Genomic DNA, 20340 nt, shown 5'->3' on the forward strand with positions numbered 1-20340 from the left:
GATTAAGTTTTTAGATGACTTTTAACCCGTGAAAAAATATTTTTACATAAAAAAAATTGCATTATGTATAAAAAAATTCCCCTAAAGACTTTGATATGAAAAACATAAAAGTGTATTTTTAAGGCATAATTGTGTAATTGAAAAAGAGTTTGAAGGGTATTGTCTCGCTAGCCAAGTAAATTTTAGTAGTAGTGAGAGAAGGATTTGACGCTTTAAAGTTCTGACAATCAATCCAAAAGATTAAAACATTCTCCTATTGAGAGCAGCTTTACGAAATCGAAAAATTTTAAATAATAACGATATGGACAGTACATCCAATTGTCAATTCAGTGCCCGGCCACAGCAAAGTGGATTTTTCGAAAGGGCTACAGCATACCGAAGTTTAAAGGGATTCCTTACTGCAGGGCTACTGCTCCTGTTATTTTTTGCCTCGGGGCAGGTGGCTTTTTCTCAGGGTTTAGGTGATCCGATTTTTATCGAAGACTTTGGGACCATTAATGATGGGGAGACTCAGCATGTTTTTAATGACACCAGAAGTGGAACTAATGGGAGGGGTGTATACTTCAAATATGAATCATTGGATTATATTACTTCAATGGATTTTTATACTCCTCAGCGATGGGGAACTAATCAATTTCCCTATCAAAATCAATATAGGTCGTCTGGACCGAGTATTCCTGGAGGAGTAAGTTATAACACCTCACCTGCTGGAGCTAACAATAATGTTCAAAATGGCAACTGGGGACCCGTTTTTGCAAATATTAGTGAAAGCAATGGAACGGGTATAGGGGGATATTCTATAACAAATGATTCTCGTGGCTATTACCAGCCTTATTTTGCCATTGGCACAGATCATACTACTGAAGATGCTGCGGATTACACGGGCTACATGCTTTTGATAGATGCACACTCTTCCACTACACTTTATTTTGATAGAAAGATAGATGGTTTATGTGCCGGGACAAAATTTAGGTTTTCGGTTTGGATCAAAGATATGAATGGCCAAGGAGGTGAGCCACCAAAGGTAAATTTTAAGATCTTAAATGGAATTAATGATAATCTAATCACTTCGAAGGCAACCACAGATGATGATGTTGATCCAGCAGGAGAATGGAAGCAATTATATATTGATTTTCAAATGCCTGCCGGCGTTAGTAGTGTTAGACTCCAGATTGAAAACATAGTTGGTACTCAATATGGAAATGACTTAGCGATTGATGATATTAGTTTTGCTCCGCTTGGACCACCGGCGGAATTAATAGGTTTAGATGCGGTTTGTGTGGGGGAGGATCCAGGTTTAAAGGCAAGAATTACCGATGCTGATCCTGAGTTTGCATATTCCACTAATTATTTTCAGTTGCAATATAGAGAGGCTGATTCTCCTGATGAGTGGATTAATATAGGTTCTACTTTATCAAATTCGGGTTCTTCAACTGATTATGTCGATTTCCCTAACCCTTATGCTCAACCAGGTTCTCCGCTTGACCCACTTACTGGATATGAGTTCAGAGTGGTAGTTGCGGGTGACCCAACAACCTTAGAAAATGAATTTTGTAGAGTAGTGTCTCCCAAATTCATAAATGTTTACAGACATGAGGTTGCTTTGGAAGCAGAGCTAGAGGAAATTTGTATTGGAAGTTCTACTACAATTTCAGCTGCTGTTTCAAACGGAATTGGAACGCCTACTTATACCTATGTATGGGAAAAGGAAGTTGGTGGCAACTGGGAAGTAATTCCAAATGAAAATTCTTCTACTTTAAATACGGGAGCACTCTCCGAGTCAACTACCTATAGAGCAAAAGCTTTGGTTAACAATTGTCCAGGGTCTGGGTATTCAGATCCTATTACGGTTACTGCGGTAGCTTGTACTGCGACAATAGAAAAGGTAATCACCAACTTGGCTAATATTCCTATAGTCACCACACCTGGGCAAACAGTGAATTATAGAGTCACTGTTTCGAATCCATCTTCTTTGGATTTGACCGGTGTTGTGGTCACGGATTTATTGCCGGATGGAAGTGCAGGAATCCTTGTTCAATCTCAAGGAAGTGATGATGATGGCATATTGAGTCCAAGTGAAACATGGGTTTACACGATATCTTATACTGCCAATAATTTTGATCTACAAAACAGGACAGAGCTCATAAATACTGCTACAGTAGATTCCAATGAGACAGAGCCCAAGTCGGATACTGCATCTATAGCTATTTTACCTTCAGTTGATTGTGAAAATGAAAACAGTTCTTATGACTTCCAGTGTAATGCTCAAGATATTACCGTAAGTGAGTTTTATCTAGGTGACCCTATTACAGGGGACGAGTTGGAGTCTTGTGTTGCGGGAAGTAGCCAGTCTGCTGGTATTTGGACTGTTTTTGGAGGTGCAAATCAAGGTGGGAATAATGAAAGATATAGCCTTTTGGTAAAGTATCAGTTGTATGTCAATGATGAATTTGTGGAGGATGTAGAGTTAGAACTTTTTGGTTCTACAAATATTCCAAGAGGGGTTCCTATTAAAATTACAGATTATACTTGGACTTGTGGAGATAAGATAGAGTTTAAGGATTTTTTCATGTCCTGGAGTGCTAATCAAAATAGCTGGGATGTTAGTGGGCCAAGGTGTATTAAGTGTTTTACTGGTTTTGTTGTAAATGCGCCGTTGGTAGCAAACTTTGAATACAGTGGTGCATGTGAGTCAACGCAAGTGGCCTTTACTGACAAATCCACAGGGGGAGACAATTCAAATTATTCTTATACTTGGACTTTCGGTAATAACCTTGGTAATTCTAATGCTTCCAACCCAAGCTTTGACTTTGGAAATCCAGGTACTTATGATGTAACCTTAGAAATTACTGATGGAGATGAAACAACTTCTATTACAAAGCAGGTTACAATTGATGAACCTGTTACAGTTTCTGGCTCTTCCAATGGCGAAGTTTGTTTTGGTGCCAATGATGGAACTGTAAGCATCACCCCTGATGGAGGAGACGGTAGTTATTCCTATTCTTGGACTGGTCCTAATAGCTTTACTTCTAATGATCAAAACCTTACAGGTTTATCTCCAGGTACTTATGAAGTAAAAGTTACTGATAGTAAAGGATGTTTTGTAATTGAGGAATATATTGTAGGAGCTGGAGAGCAAGTTGGTCTTCCGAATACAACTGATAAGGAATATTGTAAAGCTGATGAAGATTTTTACTATATAGTATCACCTACTTCAGCGAACTATGAAATAGTCTATTATACGACTCAGGTTTCTAATGATGGAACAACTACAGCTCCGGCGGTTGATGGTAATAATGTTGGAGATTACTCAGTTTGGGTTAGTCAAAGAAATACAACTTCGGGTTGTGAAAGTGTAAGGAAAGAGGTTGAGATATCTATCATAGATCTTCCTGTCCTTGTAGTTCAAAGTCCTGATCCAGTTTGCGGGCCAGCCGATATTGACTTAGCTGATGCGATTGACTTACAGGGCACTTCTCAGGGAGCAGATTTTACTTATTACAAGCAAGGAGAACCAGGTGAAATATCTTCTACGGTTTCTGAATCAGGCACCTATATAATCAGAGCTACAATCGGGGAGTGTTATGTAGAGGAAGAAGTAGAGGTAGTTATTAATGAGTGTGCGATCGCGATCATCAAGACGGTTGCACCGACGACAGCAGACGATTGTGTTGAGGCTGGCGATGAGTTGACCTACACGTTTGTGGTAAGAAATACAGGAACAGTGACCTTGGGTTCAGTAGCTGTGGCAGAGTTGAGCTTTAGTGGAACAGGCACTGCACCTGCGATCACGTTTGTGGCCGCAGAGAGTGATAATGTAGAGGGCACGCTAGCTCCGGGCGAGGAAGCGACCTACACTGCCACGTATGTGGTGACCCCTGCCGATGTTGAGGCAGGATTGATCACGAACCAGGCGAGAGCGACAGGTCAGTTTGGTCAGAACACACCAGTGACCGATGATTCAGGTGAGAGCTTCGAGGTGGATGGATTGACCGAGTTTGAGCTATGCCAGAAGGAGTCTATCGCGATCATCAAGACGGTTGCACCGACGACAGCAGACGATTGTGTTGAGGCTGGCGATGAGTTGACCTACACGTTTGTGGTAAGAAATACAGGAACAGTGACCTTGGGTAATGTCTCTGTGGCAGAGTTGAGCTTCAGTGGCACAGGCACTGCACCGGCGATCACGTTTGTGGCCGCAGAGAGTGATAATGTAGAGGGCACGCTAGCTCCGGGCGAGGAAGCGACCTACACTGCCACGTATGTGGTGACCCCTGCCGATGTTGAGGCAGGATTGATCACGAACCAGGCGAGAGCGACAGGTCAGTTTGGTCAGAACACACCAGTGACCGATGATTCAGGTGAGAGCTTCGAGGTGGATGGATTGACCGAGTTTGAGCTATGCCAGAAGGAGTCTATCGCGATCATCAAGACGGTTGCACCGACGACAGCAGACGATTGTGTTGAGGCTGGCGATGAGTTGACCTACACGTTTGTGGTAAGAAATACAGGTACGGTGACGTTGGGTAATGTCTCTGTGTCTGAGTTGAGCTTTAGTGGCACAGGCACTGCACCGGCGATCACGTTTGTGGCCGCAGAGAGTGATAATGTAGAGGGCACGCTAGCTCCGGGCGAGGAAGCGACCTACACTGCCACGTATGTGGTGACCCCTGCCGATGTTGAGGCAGGATTGATCACGAACCAGGCGAGAGCGACAGGTCAGTTTGGTCAGAACACACCAGTGACCGATGATTCAGGTGAGAGCTTCGAGGTGGATGGATTGACCGAGTTTGAGCTATGCCAGAAGGAGTCTATCGCGATCATCAAGACGGTTGCACCGACGACAGCAGACGATTGTGTTGAGGCTGGCGATGAGTTGACCTACACGTTTGTGGTAAGAAATACAGGTACGGTGACGTTGGGTAATGTCTCTGTGTCTGAGTTGAGCTTTAGTGGCACAGGCACTGCACCGGCGATCACGTTTGTGGCCGCAGAGAGTGATAATGTAGAGGGCACGCTAGCTCCGGGCGAGGAAGCGACCTACACTGCCACGTATGTGGTGACCCCTGCCGATGTTGAGGCAGGATTGATCACGAACCAGGCGAGAGCGACAGGTCAGTTTGGTCAGAACACACCAGTGACCGATGATTCAGGTGAGAGCTTCGAGGTGGATGGATTGACCGAGTTTGAGCTATGCCAGAAGGAGTCTATCGCGATCATCAAGACGGTTGCACCGACGACAGCAGACGATTGTGTTGAGGCTGGCGATGAGTTGACCTACACGTTTGTGGTAAGAAATACAGGTACGGTGACGTTGGGTAATGTCTCTGTGTCTGAGTTGAGCTTTAGTGGCACAGGCACTGCACCGGCGATCACGTTTGTGGCCGCAGAGAGTGATAATGTAGAGGGCACGCTAGCTCCGGGCGAGGAAGCGACCTACACTGCCACGTATGTGGTGACCCCTGCCGATGTTGAGGCAGGATTGATCACGAACCAGGCGAGAGCGACAGGTCAGTTTGGTCAGAACACACCAGTGACCGATGATTCAGGTGAGAGCTTCGAGGTGGATGGATTGACCGAGTTTGAGCTATGCCAGAAGGAGTCTATCGCGATCATCAAGACGGTTGCACCGACGACAGCAGACGATTGTGTTGAGGCTGGCGATGAGTTGACCTACACGTTTGTGGTAAGAAATACAGGAACAGTGACCTTGGGTAATGTCTCTGTGGCAGAGTTGAGCTTCAGTGGAACAGGCACTGCACCGGCGATCACGTTTGTGGCCGCAGAGAGTGATAATGTAGAGGGCACGCTAGCTCCGGGCGAGGAAGCGACCTACACTGCCACGTATGTGGTGACCCCTGCCGATGTTGAGGCAGGATTGATCACGAACCAGGCGAGAGCGACAGGTCAGTTTGGTCAGAACACACCAGTGACCGATGATTCAGGTGAGAGCTTCGAGGTGGATGGATTGACCGAGTTTGAGCTATGCCAGAAGGAGTCTATCGCGATCATCAAGACGGTTGCACCGACGACAGCAGACGATTGTGTTGAGGCTGGCGATGAGTTGACCTACACGTTTGTGGTAAGAAATACAGGTACGGTGACGTTGGGTAATGTCTCTGTGTCTGAGTTGAGCTTTAGTGGCACAGGCACTGCACCGGCGATCACGTTTGTGGCCGCAGAGAGTGATAATGTAGAGGGCACGCTAGCTCCGGGCGAGGAAGCGACCTACACTGCCACGTATGTGGTGACCCCTGCCGATGTTGAGGCAGGATTGATCACGAACCAGGCGAGAGCGACAGGTCAGTTTGGTCAGAACACACCAGTGACCGATGATTCAGGTGAGAGCTTCGAGGTGGATGGATTGACCGAGTTTGAGCTATGCCAGAAGGAGTCTATCGCGATCATCAAGACGGTTGCACCGACGACAGCAGACGATTGTGTTGAGGCTGGCGATGAGTTGACCTACACGTTTGTGGTAAGAAATACAGGTACGGTGACGTTGGGTAATGTCTCTGTGTCTGAGTTGAGCTTTAGTGGCACAGGCACTGCACCGGCGATCACGTTTGTGGCCGCAGAGAGTGATAATGTAGAGGGCACGCTAGCTCCGGGCGAGGAAGCGACCTACACTGCCACGTATGTGGTGACCCCTGCCGATGTTGAGGCAGGATTGATCACGAACCAGGCGAGAGCGACAGGTCAGTTTGGTCAGAACACACCAGTGACCGATGATTCAGGTGAGAGCTTCGAGGTGGATGGATTGACCGAGTTTGAGCTATGCCAGAAGGAGTCTATCGCGATCATCAAGACGGTTGCACCGACGACAGCAGACGATTGTGTTGAGGCTGGCGATGAGTTGACCTACACGTTTGTGGTAAGAAATACAGGTACGGTGACGTTGGGTAATGTCTCTGTGTCTGAGTTGAGCTTTAGTGGCACAGGCACTGCACCGGCGATCACGTTTGTGGCCGCAGAGAGTGATAATGTAGAGGGCACGCTAGCTCCGGGCGAGGAAGCGACCTACACTGCCACGTATGTGGTGACCCCTGCCGATGTTGAGGCAGGATTGATCACGAACCAGGCGAGAGCGACAGGTCAGTTTGGTCAGAACACACCAGTGACCGATGATTCAGGTGAGAGCTTCGAGGTGGATGGATTGACCGAGTTTGAGCTATGCCAGAAGGAGTCTATCGCGATCATCAAGACGGTTGCACCGACGACAGCAGACGATTGTGTTGAGGCTGGCGATGAGTTGACCTACACGTTTGTGGTAAGAAATACAGGTACGGTGACGTTGGGTAATGTCTCTGTGTCTGAGTTGAGCTTTAGTGGCACAGGCACTGCACCGGCGATCACGTTTGTGGCCGCAGAGAGTGATAATGTAGAGGGCACGCTAGCTCCGGGCGAGGAAGAGACCTACACTGCCACGTATGTGGTGACCCCTGCCGATGTTGAGGCAGGATTGATCACGAACCAGGCGAGAGCGACAGGTCAGTTTGGTCAGAACACACCAGTGACCGATGATTCAGGTGAGAGCTTCGAGGTGGATGGATTGACCGAGTTTGAGCTATGCCAGAAGGAGTCTATCGCGATCATCAAGACGGTTGCACCGACGACAGCAGACGATTGTGTTGAGGCTGGCGATGAGTTGACCTACACGTTTGTGGTAAGAAATACAGGTACGGTGACGTTGGGTAATGTCTCTGTGTCTGAGTTGAGCTTTAGTGGCACAGGCACTGCACCGGCGATCACGTTTGTGGCCGCAGAGAGTGATAATGTAGAGGGCACGCTAGCTCCGGGCGAGGAAGCGACCTACACTGCCACGTATGTGGTGACCCCTGCCGATGTTGAGGCAGGATTGATCACGAACCAGGCGAGAGCGACAGGTCAGTTTGGTCAGAACACACCAGTGACCGATGATTCAGGTGAGAGCTTCGAGGTGGATGGATTGACCGAGTTTGAGCTATGCCAGAAGGAGTCTATCGCGATCATCAAGACGGTTGCACCGACGACAGCAGACGATTGTGTTGAGGCTGGCGATGAGTTGACCTACACGTTTGTGGTAAGAAATACAGGTACGGTGACGTTGGGTAATGTCTCTGTGTCTGAGTTGAGCTTTAGTGGCACAGGCACTGCACCGGCGATCACGTTTGTGGCCGCAGAGAGTGATAATGTAGAGGGCACGCTAGCTCCGGGCGAGGAAGCGACCTACACTGCCACGTATGTGGTGACCCCTGCCGATGTTGAGGCAGGATTGATCACGAACCAGGCGAGAGCGACAGGTCAGTTTGGTCAGAACACACCAGTGACCGATGATTCAGGTGAGAGCTTCGAGGTGGATGGATTGACCGAGTTTGAGCTATGCCAGAAGGAGTCTATCGCGATCATCAAGACGGTTGCACCGACGACAGCAGACGATTGTGTTGAGGCTGGCGATGAGTTGACCTACACGTTTGTGGTAAGAAATACAGGTACGGTGACGTTGGGTAATGTCTCTGTGTCTGAGTTGAGCTTTAGTGGCACAGGCACTGCACCGGCGATCACGTTTGTGGCCGCAGAGAGTGATAATGTAGAGGGCACGCTAGCTCCGGGCGAGGAAGCGACCTACACTGCCACGTATGTGGTGACCCCTGCCGATGTTGAGGCAGGATTGATCACGAACCAGGCGAGAGCGACAGGTCAGTTTGGTCAGAACACACCAGTGACCGATGATTCAGGTGAGAGCTTCGAGGTGGATGGATTGACCGAGTTTGAGCTATGCCAGAAGGAGTCTATCGCGATCATCAAGACGGTTGCACCGACGACAGCAGACGATTGTGTTGAGGCTGGCGATGAGTTGACCTACACGTTTGTGGTAAGAAATACAGGTACGGTGACGTTGGGTAATGTCTCTGTGTCTGAGTTGAGCTTTAGTGGCACAGGCACTGCACCGGCGATCACGTTTGTGGCCGCAGAGAGTGATAATGTAGAGGGCACGCTAGCTCCGGGCGAGGAAGCGACCTACACTGCCACGTATGTGGTGACCCCTGCCGATGTTGAGGCAGGATTGATCACGAACCAGGCGAGAGCGACAGGTCAGTTTGGTCAGAACACACCAGTGACCGATGATTCAGGTGAGAGCTTCGAGGTGGATGGATTGACCGAGTTTGAGCTATGCCAGAAGGAGTCTATCGCGATCATCAAGACGGTTGCACCGACGACAGCAGACGATTGTGTTGAGGCTGGCGATGAGTTGACCTACACGTTTGTGGTAAGAAATACAGGTACGGTGACGTTGGGTAATGTCTCTGTGTCTGAGTTGAGCTTTAGTGGCACAGGCACTGCACCGGCGATCACGTTTGTGGCCGCAGAGAGTGATAATGTAGAGGGCACGCTAGCTCCGGGCGAGGAAGAGACCTACACTGCCACGTATGTGGTGACCCCTGCCGATGTTGAGGCAGGATTGATCACGAACCAGGCGAGAGCGACAGGTCAGTTTGGTCAGAACACACCAGTGACCGATGATTCAGGTGAGAGCTTCGAGGTGGATGGATTGACCGAGTTTGAGCTATGCCAGAAGGAGTCTATCGCGATCATCAAGACGGTTGCACCGACGACAGCAGACGATTGTGTTGAGGCTGGCGATGAGTTGACCTACACGTTTGTGGTAAGAAATACAGGTACGGTGACGTTGGGTAATGTCTCTGTGTCTGAGTTGAGCTTTAGTGGCACAGGCACTGCACCGGCGATCACGTTTGTGGCCGCAGAGAGTGATAATGTAGAGGGCACGCTAGCTCCGGGCGAGGAAGCGACCTACACTGCCACGTATGTGGTGACCCCTGCCGATGTTGAGGCAGGATTGATCACGAACCAGGCGAGAGCGACAGGTCAGTTTGGTCAGAACACACCAGTGACCGATGATTCAGGTGAGAGCTTCGAGGTGGATGGATTGACCGAGTTTGAGCTATGCCAGAAAGCTGAGATTGCAATAATTAAGACAGCTTCAGTGGACTCAGAAGACGACTGCTACGATACGGACGATCTAGTAACCTACACATTCACTGTGTTCAACACAGGAAATGTAACCTTGACAGATGTAGAAGTTACAGAATACCACTTTACAGGATCTGGTGATATATCTGATATCACATTTGTAGAAAGCAGTGAAGACAGTGAAGAAGGTACCCTGCTACCTGGTGAGAGTGCCACCTATACGGCTACTTACACCTTAACATTGGAGGATACCGATGCCAGATTTGTGAACAATCAGGCTTTAGTGACTGCATTATTTGGCGAGAATGAGGTAGATGACCTTTCAGGCGATACAGTTCAGGACGACAATGAAACTCAAGTTGATCTTTGTCAGAACCCAGGATTAGAAATCACCAAAACAGTGAGTTCTAACGCAGAAATCCTCGACGGAGACTTGATCTTTGACATCACTGTGAAAAACACTGGTAATGTTACCCTATACAATATCTATGTAGAAGATATAGAAACAGAGGATAACTGGACTATCGATGAACTTGCACCTAACGCAGAGGATACCCGCCAAGTAACGGTGAAAATCACGCAGGAAATGATTGATGGCATATGCTATGAAAATACAGCTATTGCAGAATCAAGAGAGTTCATTGATGGACAGCAGCAATCTCCGGGTGAAGGAGAATTCCCAGGAGGGTTGCTATATAGAGTGGTGGCTCAGGATGAAGACATGGCTGACGCTTGCTTCCCTCAGACTCCTGAATTGACTATCGTTAAAGAAATCACTGCCGGTGATCCATATAGCTTAGTCGATGATGTAGTTGAATACAGCTATACGCTAGAAAACACAGGTAATGTGACGCTTTATGGTCCATTTACAGTTGAGGATGATAAGATTGCGGGGACTATTGTTGATGAAAACAGCACCGCTAGCATGGCTCCAGGAGATGAGATTGTGTTTACTGCTACTTATGCTATCACTGCAGCTGATTTGGAAGAAGGCACAGTGACTAACACAGCGATCGGTAAAGGATTCATCGGTGAGGGAGAAGGACAGGAGCCTATAGAATCTGATCCTGATTCTGAAACTGCTGAAGCTAGCTTTAATGAGATCTTGGCTGTGGATGACTTCGCGGGAACATTTGATTATGAGACTACTGCCCAGACTTCAGCTGTCAATGCTTTGACAAATGATGAGTTGAAAGGTGGCCAGGCAACTCCTGCCAATGTGACCTTGACCACTGTGATTGCAGATCCGGAAGGGGTATTGAGTGTGGATGCAAACGGTGAGATCACCATTGCTCCTAATCCTCAGGCAGGTAACTATCAGTTAACTTATAGAATTACAGAAACTGGAAATCCATCCAACTGGGATGAGGCAGTGATCACGGTCACTATCAATCCTGAACTTGGGTTGATCGAAGTGGATGAATATTGTGAACTGGATGCTCCATACTTGAGATGGTTGTTATCACCAGTGAACTTTGACCTACAGGATCTGGCTCCTAATGATCCAAATCCGTTGACCATGACTTGGTATGACAAGGATGACAATGTGATCATCAGTTACGATAATATTCCAATGGAAGGCTACATGCTGTTCCCAGGAGCAGATACCTTAGCAGGTGGTTATGGCAGCGCATGGCCAGGATGGAAATTTGAGAACCAACAGTGGGTAGCTGGAGAATTTAACTTCTATCAGGTTCGCGAAGATGGCGCTTATGTGATCTTTGAACTGAACCCTGAAGTACAGGCTGAAATAGCTTACCCAGGAGCATCTGCTGAATGTAATCCTAATCCGAACCCTCCAATTGCTGAGGATGACGATATGACCAGCATTCCGGTGTATGAATTTGGATACGATGATATTGTCAATGTATTGACCAATGACAGATTGCTGGATGGTACTTCTCCATTGAATACCACTTTGGTGACAGTGACTGAGGTGACTCAATCCACTCCGGGTGCTTTGATCTTGGATACAAATACAGGTTTAGTAAGTGTAGCTTCTGGATTAACTCCAGGTGTTTACACCCTAGAATATAGAATCTGTACCAATCCAAATCCTACCAACTGTGATACAGCGCTTGTGACTGTGAGAGTGGTAAGTCCTGGTTTGGATATAGAAAAAGAAGTGGTTGAGAATGACAATGAGGTTGGAGGATTTGTCACTTATGCTATCAAGGTTACTAACACTGGAGATGTTGAATTGTACAACATTGAAGTGAAGGATGGCCTGACTGGTGAGATGTGGACTATACAGTCTCTGGCTCCACAGGCAACTTGGGAAGAGGAAACTCAACTCGAAATAGACCAAGATTTGATAGATGGTCTTTGTGTAACCAATACTGCATCTGCTACAGCTTATGAAGAAGGGTTTGAGCAGGATTCTGAATTCTCTGAGGGAAGAATCCTTGCAAGCGATGAGGATTCTATAGAGGAATGCTTTGAAACTTCACCAAGCATCAATCTGGTGAAAACGGCTGAAGTTGAAAGCGAAGATGATTGCTACGATACTGGTGATTCGGTGACTTATACCTTCGTGATTACCAATACAGGAAATGTCACTTTGAATTCAGTGACCTTAGAGGAAGTAAACTTCACAGGAACAGGAGACTTGAGTGATGTGAACTTCGAAGGTACTAGTATGGGTAGCTCTGAAGGTACTTTGAAACCGGGAGAAACCGCTACTTACACAGCAAGCTATATCATCACTTTGGATGATACCAATGCAAGATTCATCAATAACCAAGCGAGAGCTACTGGCATATTTGTCGAAACAGAAGTTCAAGATTTGTCCGGAGAATCGATAGACTCTGATGTAGAAACTCAAGTTGATCTATGTCAACGACCAGCAATCGAATTGCTGAAAGACGGAGTCTTCAACGATGAGAACCAAGACGGCTTCGGAAATGTAGGAGAGACAATTTCTTACACCTTCACAGTGAGCAATACTGGTAACGTGACCTTGAGTAACATCATGGTAACCGATCCAATGGTAACTGTGAACGGAGGTCCGATCAGCCTGGCACCTGGAGCAAGTGACAACACGACCTTCACGGCCACTTATGTCTTGACTCAAGATGATATAGACAACGGATACGTGGTGAACACTGCTTTGGCACAAGGAACCTCACCTACTAATGAGGTTGTAGAAGATGAGTCTTCTGACCCAACTCCGGTAGAGAACCCAAGCACAGAGTGTGAGACCTGTACCGAAACTGAGATTCCTCAGAACCCGGCAATCGAATTGCTGAAAGACGGAGTCTTCAACGATGAGAACCAAGACGGCTTCGGAAATGTAGGAGAGACAATTTCTTACACCTTCACAGTGAGCAATACTGGTAACGTGACCTTGAGTAACATCATGGTAACCGATCCAATGGTAACTGTGAACGGAGGTCCGATCAGCCTGGCACCTGGAGTAAGTGACAACACGACCTTCACGGCCACTTATGTCTTGACTCAAGATGATATAGACAACGGATACGTGGTGAACACTGCTTTGGCACAAGGAACATCTCCTAAGGATGAGGTTGTAGAAGACGAGTCTTCTGACCCAACTCCGGTAGAGAACCCAAGCACAGAGTGTGAGACCTGTACCGAAACTGAGATTCCTCAGAACCCGGCAATCCAGATTGTGAAATCTGACAACGGAGCTGAGGTAAATGCAGCAGGTGATGTGATCACCTATACTTTGACTGTGACCAACACCGGTAATGTGACCTTGACTAAGGTGATGGTTTCAGATCCTCTGACTGGTCTAGATCAAAATGCAGGTACTTTAGCACCAGGAGCTTCTACTGCATTGAACACTGAATATGTGGTGACTCAGGCTGATGTAGATGCAGGATTTGTATTGAATACTGCACTTGCTTCTGGCGAAAGCCCAGACGGTGAAGATCCTGAGGATGAGACTGAAATTGAAACTCCAATTGATCCTTTACCATCGATTACGCTAGGTAAAACCGTTGATGTGACTTCTGTAAGTGAAGCCGGTGTGGTGCTGAATTATACCTTATTGGTGAAAAATACCGGTAATGTAACTCTTACTAGTGGTGAGCTGACAGATCCTAAAACAGGTTTGGCAGTAGGTTCATTAACCTTGGCTCCAGGGGAAGAAAGAAGCTTCCAGACTACTTACACAGTTACATTGGAAGACATTCTAAGTGGAGAGCCTATTCTGAATGTGGCTACGGTGAAAGCAGTTCATGAAAATTCTGAAACTCCTGTAGAAGCTGAAGATGATGCGACTGTGAATGTTGATCTGACCGCTGGAATCCAGATAGACAAAACTGCGGATAAGACTGTGGTCTATGAAATCGGGGAAGTAATCACTTATACAATTACAGTTACCAATACAGGTACAGCTCCATTGGTAGATGTTCAGGTAAATGATCCAATGACTGGATTTACGGAATCTGTTGAAATGCTATTGCCTAATGAGGTACTTGAGTATTCAACTACGTACACTGTAACCGAGTCGGACATTGCTAATCAGGAAAACTTGGTCAACGTAGCAACAGTTACAGCGACAAATCCTGTTGATCCAGAAAATCCGGTATCTGAAGAAGATGACCATGTGGTAGAAGTAGGTTGTGAAGGCCAGACCCTGATTACGGGTATTGCATTCAATGCTGAGACGGATCTTCCACTTGCAGGTGTACCTATTACTCTGATACCACAGGGAGATACTCCTGGCTCTACGCTACTTGTCATTACAGGTGCGGACGGTAGATATACCTTCCAGGATTTTGCTCCAGGCAGCTACCTAGTGCAAGTGCAGGATGCTAATCTAAATGCGGCAAGAGGTCTGTATCCAGTAGAAAGCTCCTTGTTCTTTACTGATATCGCTGACTGTGCGTATCAGACGCATGACTTCGGTTATGAAACCTATGACGGTATTGTACTGGGAGATTTTGTATGGTATGACTTGAATGGTGATGGTATCCAGAACGAATGGTTCGATGCCAATAACGACGGTCAAGTAACACTGAACGATCCTACCCAAGGTCCAATTGATATTGCGGATTGGGAATGGTTCGATCTCAATGGTGACGGAAGATACGATGGCCCTGAAAACGAGGGTGAGTTGAACAAAGCCGGCTTCGGTAACGCTCAGTCTGCCAATGTTCATGTAGATGGTCCTGGAGGATATGCTGCAGATATCATCGTCGGTATCATAGGATACTGGAGAGATAGGCCAGAGGGAGTAGAGTTCGGTGAGTTTACTGCATACTTGAATAATGATGAATTCCTGGATGCTGAAGCGCAGAGAATGGGTGCAACTGGATTAGTGAAAGTACTCCCAGATGCCAGTGCTAGAATGACCGATATCAATGCTTCTAGAACGGAAGTTAGATGTGGAGTTACTGGTGGAGCTGATGGAATTACTGCTCAAATTACCGCAGAGAACCCTGTGAATCTGGATATGGACTTCGGTATGAGATGTCTAGAGGTAGATGTTGAAATCATCGCCAATGACGATGACTTCGGTACTCACTTCATCAGCTTCGGTGGATTGCTAGGAAATATCCTGGATAATGACCGACTAGAAGGTGAGCGACCAGACCCAGCAGATGTGGACTTCGAATTCACAGAACTTGACGGTATCGTAGGTCTATTGATTGATGAGAACGGTGAGTTGAGCTTGATACCAGGTGTGAATGAGGCTAGAGAGTATACCTTAAGATACACCTTGAGAGAGGTTGCCTTCCCAGATAATCAGGATGATGCATTGGTAGTATTTAGACTGATGAACGATGAAGTCAATCTGAATATCACGAAGACTAGCTTCGAGCAAGAGATATTTGTTGGCGATGAATTCGAGTACGAAATCGTTCTTAGCAATATCGGAGGTACACCTGCTACTAATGTGGTGGTGACCGATAATCTACCAAATGGAGTTAGCTATCTAAGTAGTGAAGTAACAGCGAATAGCAGTGGCGCTGAGATAGCGACCAACGAAGCAGGATCTCAGCTGAGTTGGACTATTCCATTCCTTGAAGCTGACGCTACGGTTACCATTAGAGTGAAGGTATTGGCAGAGACTGCTGGAGCTATCACAAACGTAGTAGTTGTTGATTCGGAAGAAGAAGATACCGATGAAGCAGATAATCAGGATGATGATGTGAATACGATTAAGCCTTTCCACATCCCGAATGTGATCACACCAAATAATGATGGTGATAACGATACATTTGAGATTGAAGGAATCAATATATTCCAAAGCACTGAAATCACGATTATCAACAGATTTGGCGACCATGTGCTAGAGCAAGAAAATTACCAGAACGACTGGGATGCTCCTGGACAAACGGCAGGTACTTACTATTACGTGTTGAAAGCGATTGATAGATCTGGCCAAGAGCACGAATACAAAGGATGGATTCAAGTAATCAAGGACTAATTAGAATGGACTGGAAGAAAACAGAAAGCATATGAAAACTCTTTTTAAAATCATAGGGATGTCCTTGATGGTCACCCTACTGGGCACGGGATGGACTTTTGGGCAACAGCTTCCCCAGTTCAGTCAGTATATATTCAACGGATTGCATGTAAACCCGGGCTATGCGGGCTACAAGGGAGAGCCGTATATCCAGAGCACGTACCGCAGCCAGTGGATCAATTTTCCTGGAGCACCTGAGACGTTCACGGTTACCGCGGACCTGGCAGCTAACGAGGGCACGATGGGTTTTGGGGTATCGTTTTTGAGCGACAACCTGGGTCCTGCGAAGACGACTGGAGGGCTTTTGACGTACGCCTACCGTATCCAGACAGGGTCGAAGAGCTTTTTGGGTCTTGGAGTGAGTGCGGGATTCAGCCAGTACGCTATAGACGGGAGCATGCTGGATCCGAACGACTATCCGGACAGCGAGATTCCTGACGGGCGGATCAACCTGACGACTCCGAACCTGAACACAGGTCTGTTCTTCCACAACGACCGTTTCTATGCGGGTTTCAGTATGTACAACATGATCGGCAAGAAGTCCCTGGAGCGTGAGGATGTTGCGCTGGCCTACCACGATTTCCACTACTACCTGACAGCAGGTTACCTGTTTGACCTGGGCAAGGCAGTGAAGTTCAAGCCGAGCTTTTTGATCAAGGAAGTAAAAGGAGCGCCGACGAACTACGACCTGAACGCGATGTTCCTGTTCTACGAGCGGATCTGGGTTGGAGGCAGCTACCGCAGCAACCTGAAGCTGTGGAACGACAACCTGGAGGAGAACCTGAGCAAGCGGAACGCAGTGGCGGCGATCGTGGAGATCTTCGCGACCGAGCGTCTGCGTATCGGCTATGCGTATGACCATAACCTGAACGTGCTGAGCAACTACCGTAACAACTCCCACGAGCTTTCAGTAGGTTACTATCTGATTCCTAGAAAAGCAGTAATGAAAAACCAAAGATGGTTCTGATTATGAAATCGAGCAAACATAGTCAAGGGAGCCCCGATATCCTGGCTAAAAAAGGAAAGGTTCTTTTGGATAGGGTTTTAGGTATGCGAGATTCCATGTGGCCAATAAAAATGAACAGCAATCACATGAAAAAGACACTAACACTACTCAGTATTACAGCAGCGATGGTCTTTGGATCACTGGGAACCGCCGAGGCACAGAAGAGCAAGCTCCGGTACGCCGACCAGCAGATGGAGCTGATGAACTACCAGCATGCGCTGGAAGTGTACGAAGAAGCCTACGCGAAGAAGCCCACGTACGGGACGTCAAAGAAGATCGCCGAGGCACAGGACATATTACGTGACTACGACAGTTCTTATGCCTGGTGGAAGACCACAGTAGGGTATGAAGAAGCCGACTACGGTGACTATGCGCAATACCTCCGATCAGCCCAGCTGAGCGGGAATATGGAAGAGGCCGCTGGAATGCTTTCCGAGAAAGGGGTGGATGCAGACAGTGTTCCGGGAGTTCCGGAGCTGCTGACCGTGGCGAGCAAGCGAAAAGTGAAGCTGGAGCCCGCCGAAGGGCTGAACTCCGAAGGCTCGGACTTCGGCCTGTCCAAGGACGGGAAGGGGAACAGCTACTTTGTCTCCGACAGAGGGGGCAGCTACCCGAGTGAGATGCCCGGCTTACGGATAGACGGCCGGAACCAATACTTCAGCGAAGAGAAGAACGACTTCACCGACCGGGAATACTTCAGCGTGTACCGCAGGGACAGTACCGGCACCATCAGCGAAGTGGTTTCCAACGTACCGGACACGTACAATTTTTCCGACCCCAGCTACGACAAGGAGGAGGGCGTGCTGTTCTACTCGGTGACCAGGGGGATAAAGAAAGTAAAGAAAGAGAACCAGATCACCGTCCAGCCCGAGATCTATTACAGCAGGCTGAACCAGGACGGTGTGCTGGAAGGCTTTACGCCGGTACCGTTCAACGACTCGATCGGCTATGCGGTGATGAACCCCTTTGTGGACGGCGAGGCGCAACGGCTGTACTTCACCTCCGACATGCCCGGGGGCCAGGGGGGCTATGACCTGTACTATTCAGAATATGACGGAGAGATGAACTTCGGTCCCCCGGTTAACCTGGGCCCGGAGATCAATACCGAAGGCAATGAATCCCATGCCTTCCGGAGGGAGGACAAGTTTTACTTCAGCTCCACCGGCCACCAGGGAGCCGGAGGGATGGACGTGTTCCAGGCCGACTACACCCCGAGCCAGTTCAGCAATGTGCAGAACATGGGCATCCCGGTGAACTCCCTGGCCGATGACTTTGCCTATAGGATCATCGAAGGGGAAGACGGCAAGACCGAGACCTACCTGTCCTCCAACCGGAAAGGCGGGATGGGGCTGGATGACATCTATACGATCCAGGACGTGTACAAGCAGTTTCTGGCGCGTGTGATCGACTGCGAAGGCGTGGTGATCACCGACAGCTACCTGGCGACCCTGAGGGACAAGACCCAGAACGGCAACGTAGAGACCCAAAGAAACGGCAAGGGAGAGCTGACGGCCGAACTGGAGCCGGAGAGTGACTTCGGTATAGTGATCAGCAAGCCGGGGTACTTCAGCATCAGCGACGAGAGCATCACGACCAAGGGCTTCGAAGGGGACACAGTGCGTAGAGAGTACACCCTGACACCTATCCCTTACCAGCTTCCGGTGTATGTGGACATCGTGTACTATGACCTGGACAAGTTTGTGATCCGCGAGGATGCGAAGCCAGCCCTGGACAAGCTGGGCGAGATCATGGGGGAATATCCGTTCCTGGACCTGATCGTCGCCTCCCATACCGACTCCAGAGCGAGTGACGAATACAACATTACCCTGTCCAACAATAGGGCGAAAGCAGTGACCGAATACATGGCACAGCACAACATCTCCGCCGACCGCATCCGTCTGGAATGGTTCGGGGAGCAGGAACTGGTGAACGACTGCGGCAACGGCATTCCGTGTAGCGAAGATGCGCACCAGCTGAACAGAAGATCTGAACTGACCCTGGAGGCCTTCCCAGATCCGAGCAAGCAGTATGAGATCCCTGAGAGCTTCCAGGACATGGACTTCTGTGATCCGGAGGCGATCTTTGAGGCGATCCAAAAAGAACTGGAGGCGATCCCAACGATCTACTTCGACTTTGACAAGAGCATGCTGCGGAGCGTGCACAAGAAGGAGCTGGAGCGCACGGCGATCATGCTGAAGAAGATGCCGAACCTGATGCTGTACATCGAGGGGCATACCGACCAGCGTGGATCCGAAGAGTACAACCAGCCGCTGTCCGAGCGCCGGGCCGAGGCCGTGAAGCGCTACCTGCTGGACAGAGGCGTGGAAGAGGGCCGGATGGAAGAGACCTGGTTTGGGGAGACCCGGCCGGTGAACGACTGCAATGAGCTGACCTGTACCGAGGCGATGCACCAGCTGAACCGAAGGACCGAACTGAGAGTAGGCAAATCCTCCTACACCTACTCAGGTAGAAAAAAGAAAGTTGATGTGTTGTAAATAGGATTGATGTAAGTATTAGTTCTAATCCAAAAGAGGCTGCCTTTCGGTAGCCTCTTTTTTTATTGACCTCTATTAGGACCTAAAGCTTAGCATTCTAATCAAGTGCTAAAAACAGTTAATCTTTGGACCTTTAATTCTTAATTACTTTTCACATTTGATTTTTTGTCGTGGGGTAATGTTCCCCGAATAATTCAAGCCAAGCGATTTAGCTTCAGAGTCTGGTGATTCATCATTTTTGATCTCAACTAAGAGCTTTTCGCCATGCCCCAAGAGCTAGTTAAGATTGGTATGGTTAAAAAGTAATGCTTCATTAATACCAAGCTCAAATCATAATTAGTGGTTTTTTCTACTTTTTTATCCAAATATTAATATTGAATTTGGTTTAAATTCATCTCGATTTTTTGTTGAATTAAGTTTAACTAACG

Annotated in this window: 3 protein-coding genes; all 3 read left to right on the forward strand. The window is 47.8% G+C overall.

The window, feature by feature from the left end:
• Positions 1–301 precede the first annotated feature (301 nt).
• The 3 genes from PBT90_RS19855 (at position 302) to PBT90_RS19865 (ending at position 19912) form a co-directional block, all read left to right on the forward strand.
• A complete protein-coding gene (locus tag PBT90_RS19855) occupies positions 302–16372 on the forward strand; it encodes a DUF7507 domain-containing protein (protein WP_270130799.1) in 16071 nt (5356 codons plus the stop codon).
• Positions 16373–16403: 31 nt separating this feature from the next.
• Positions 16404–17378, forward strand: a complete 975-nt coding sequence (locus PBT90_RS19860) for a PorP/SprF family type IX secretion system membrane protein (RefSeq protein WP_270130801.1) — start codon at positions 16404–16406, stop codon at positions 17376–17378.
• A 125-nt stretch (positions 17379–17503) separates the two neighbouring features.
• Complete coding sequence (locus PBT90_RS19865; RefSeq protein ID WP_270130803.1) at positions 17504–19912, forward strand: OmpA family protein; 2409 nt, start codon at positions 17504–17506, stop codon at positions 19910–19912.
• The last annotated feature ends 428 nt before the right edge of the window (positions 19913–20340 follow it).

The organism is Algoriphagus sp. TR-M9, assembly GCF_027594545.1.
Taxonomy (GTDB): Bacteria; Bacteroidota; Bacteroidia; order Cytophagales; family Cyclobacteriaceae; genus Algoriphagus; species Algoriphagus halophytocola.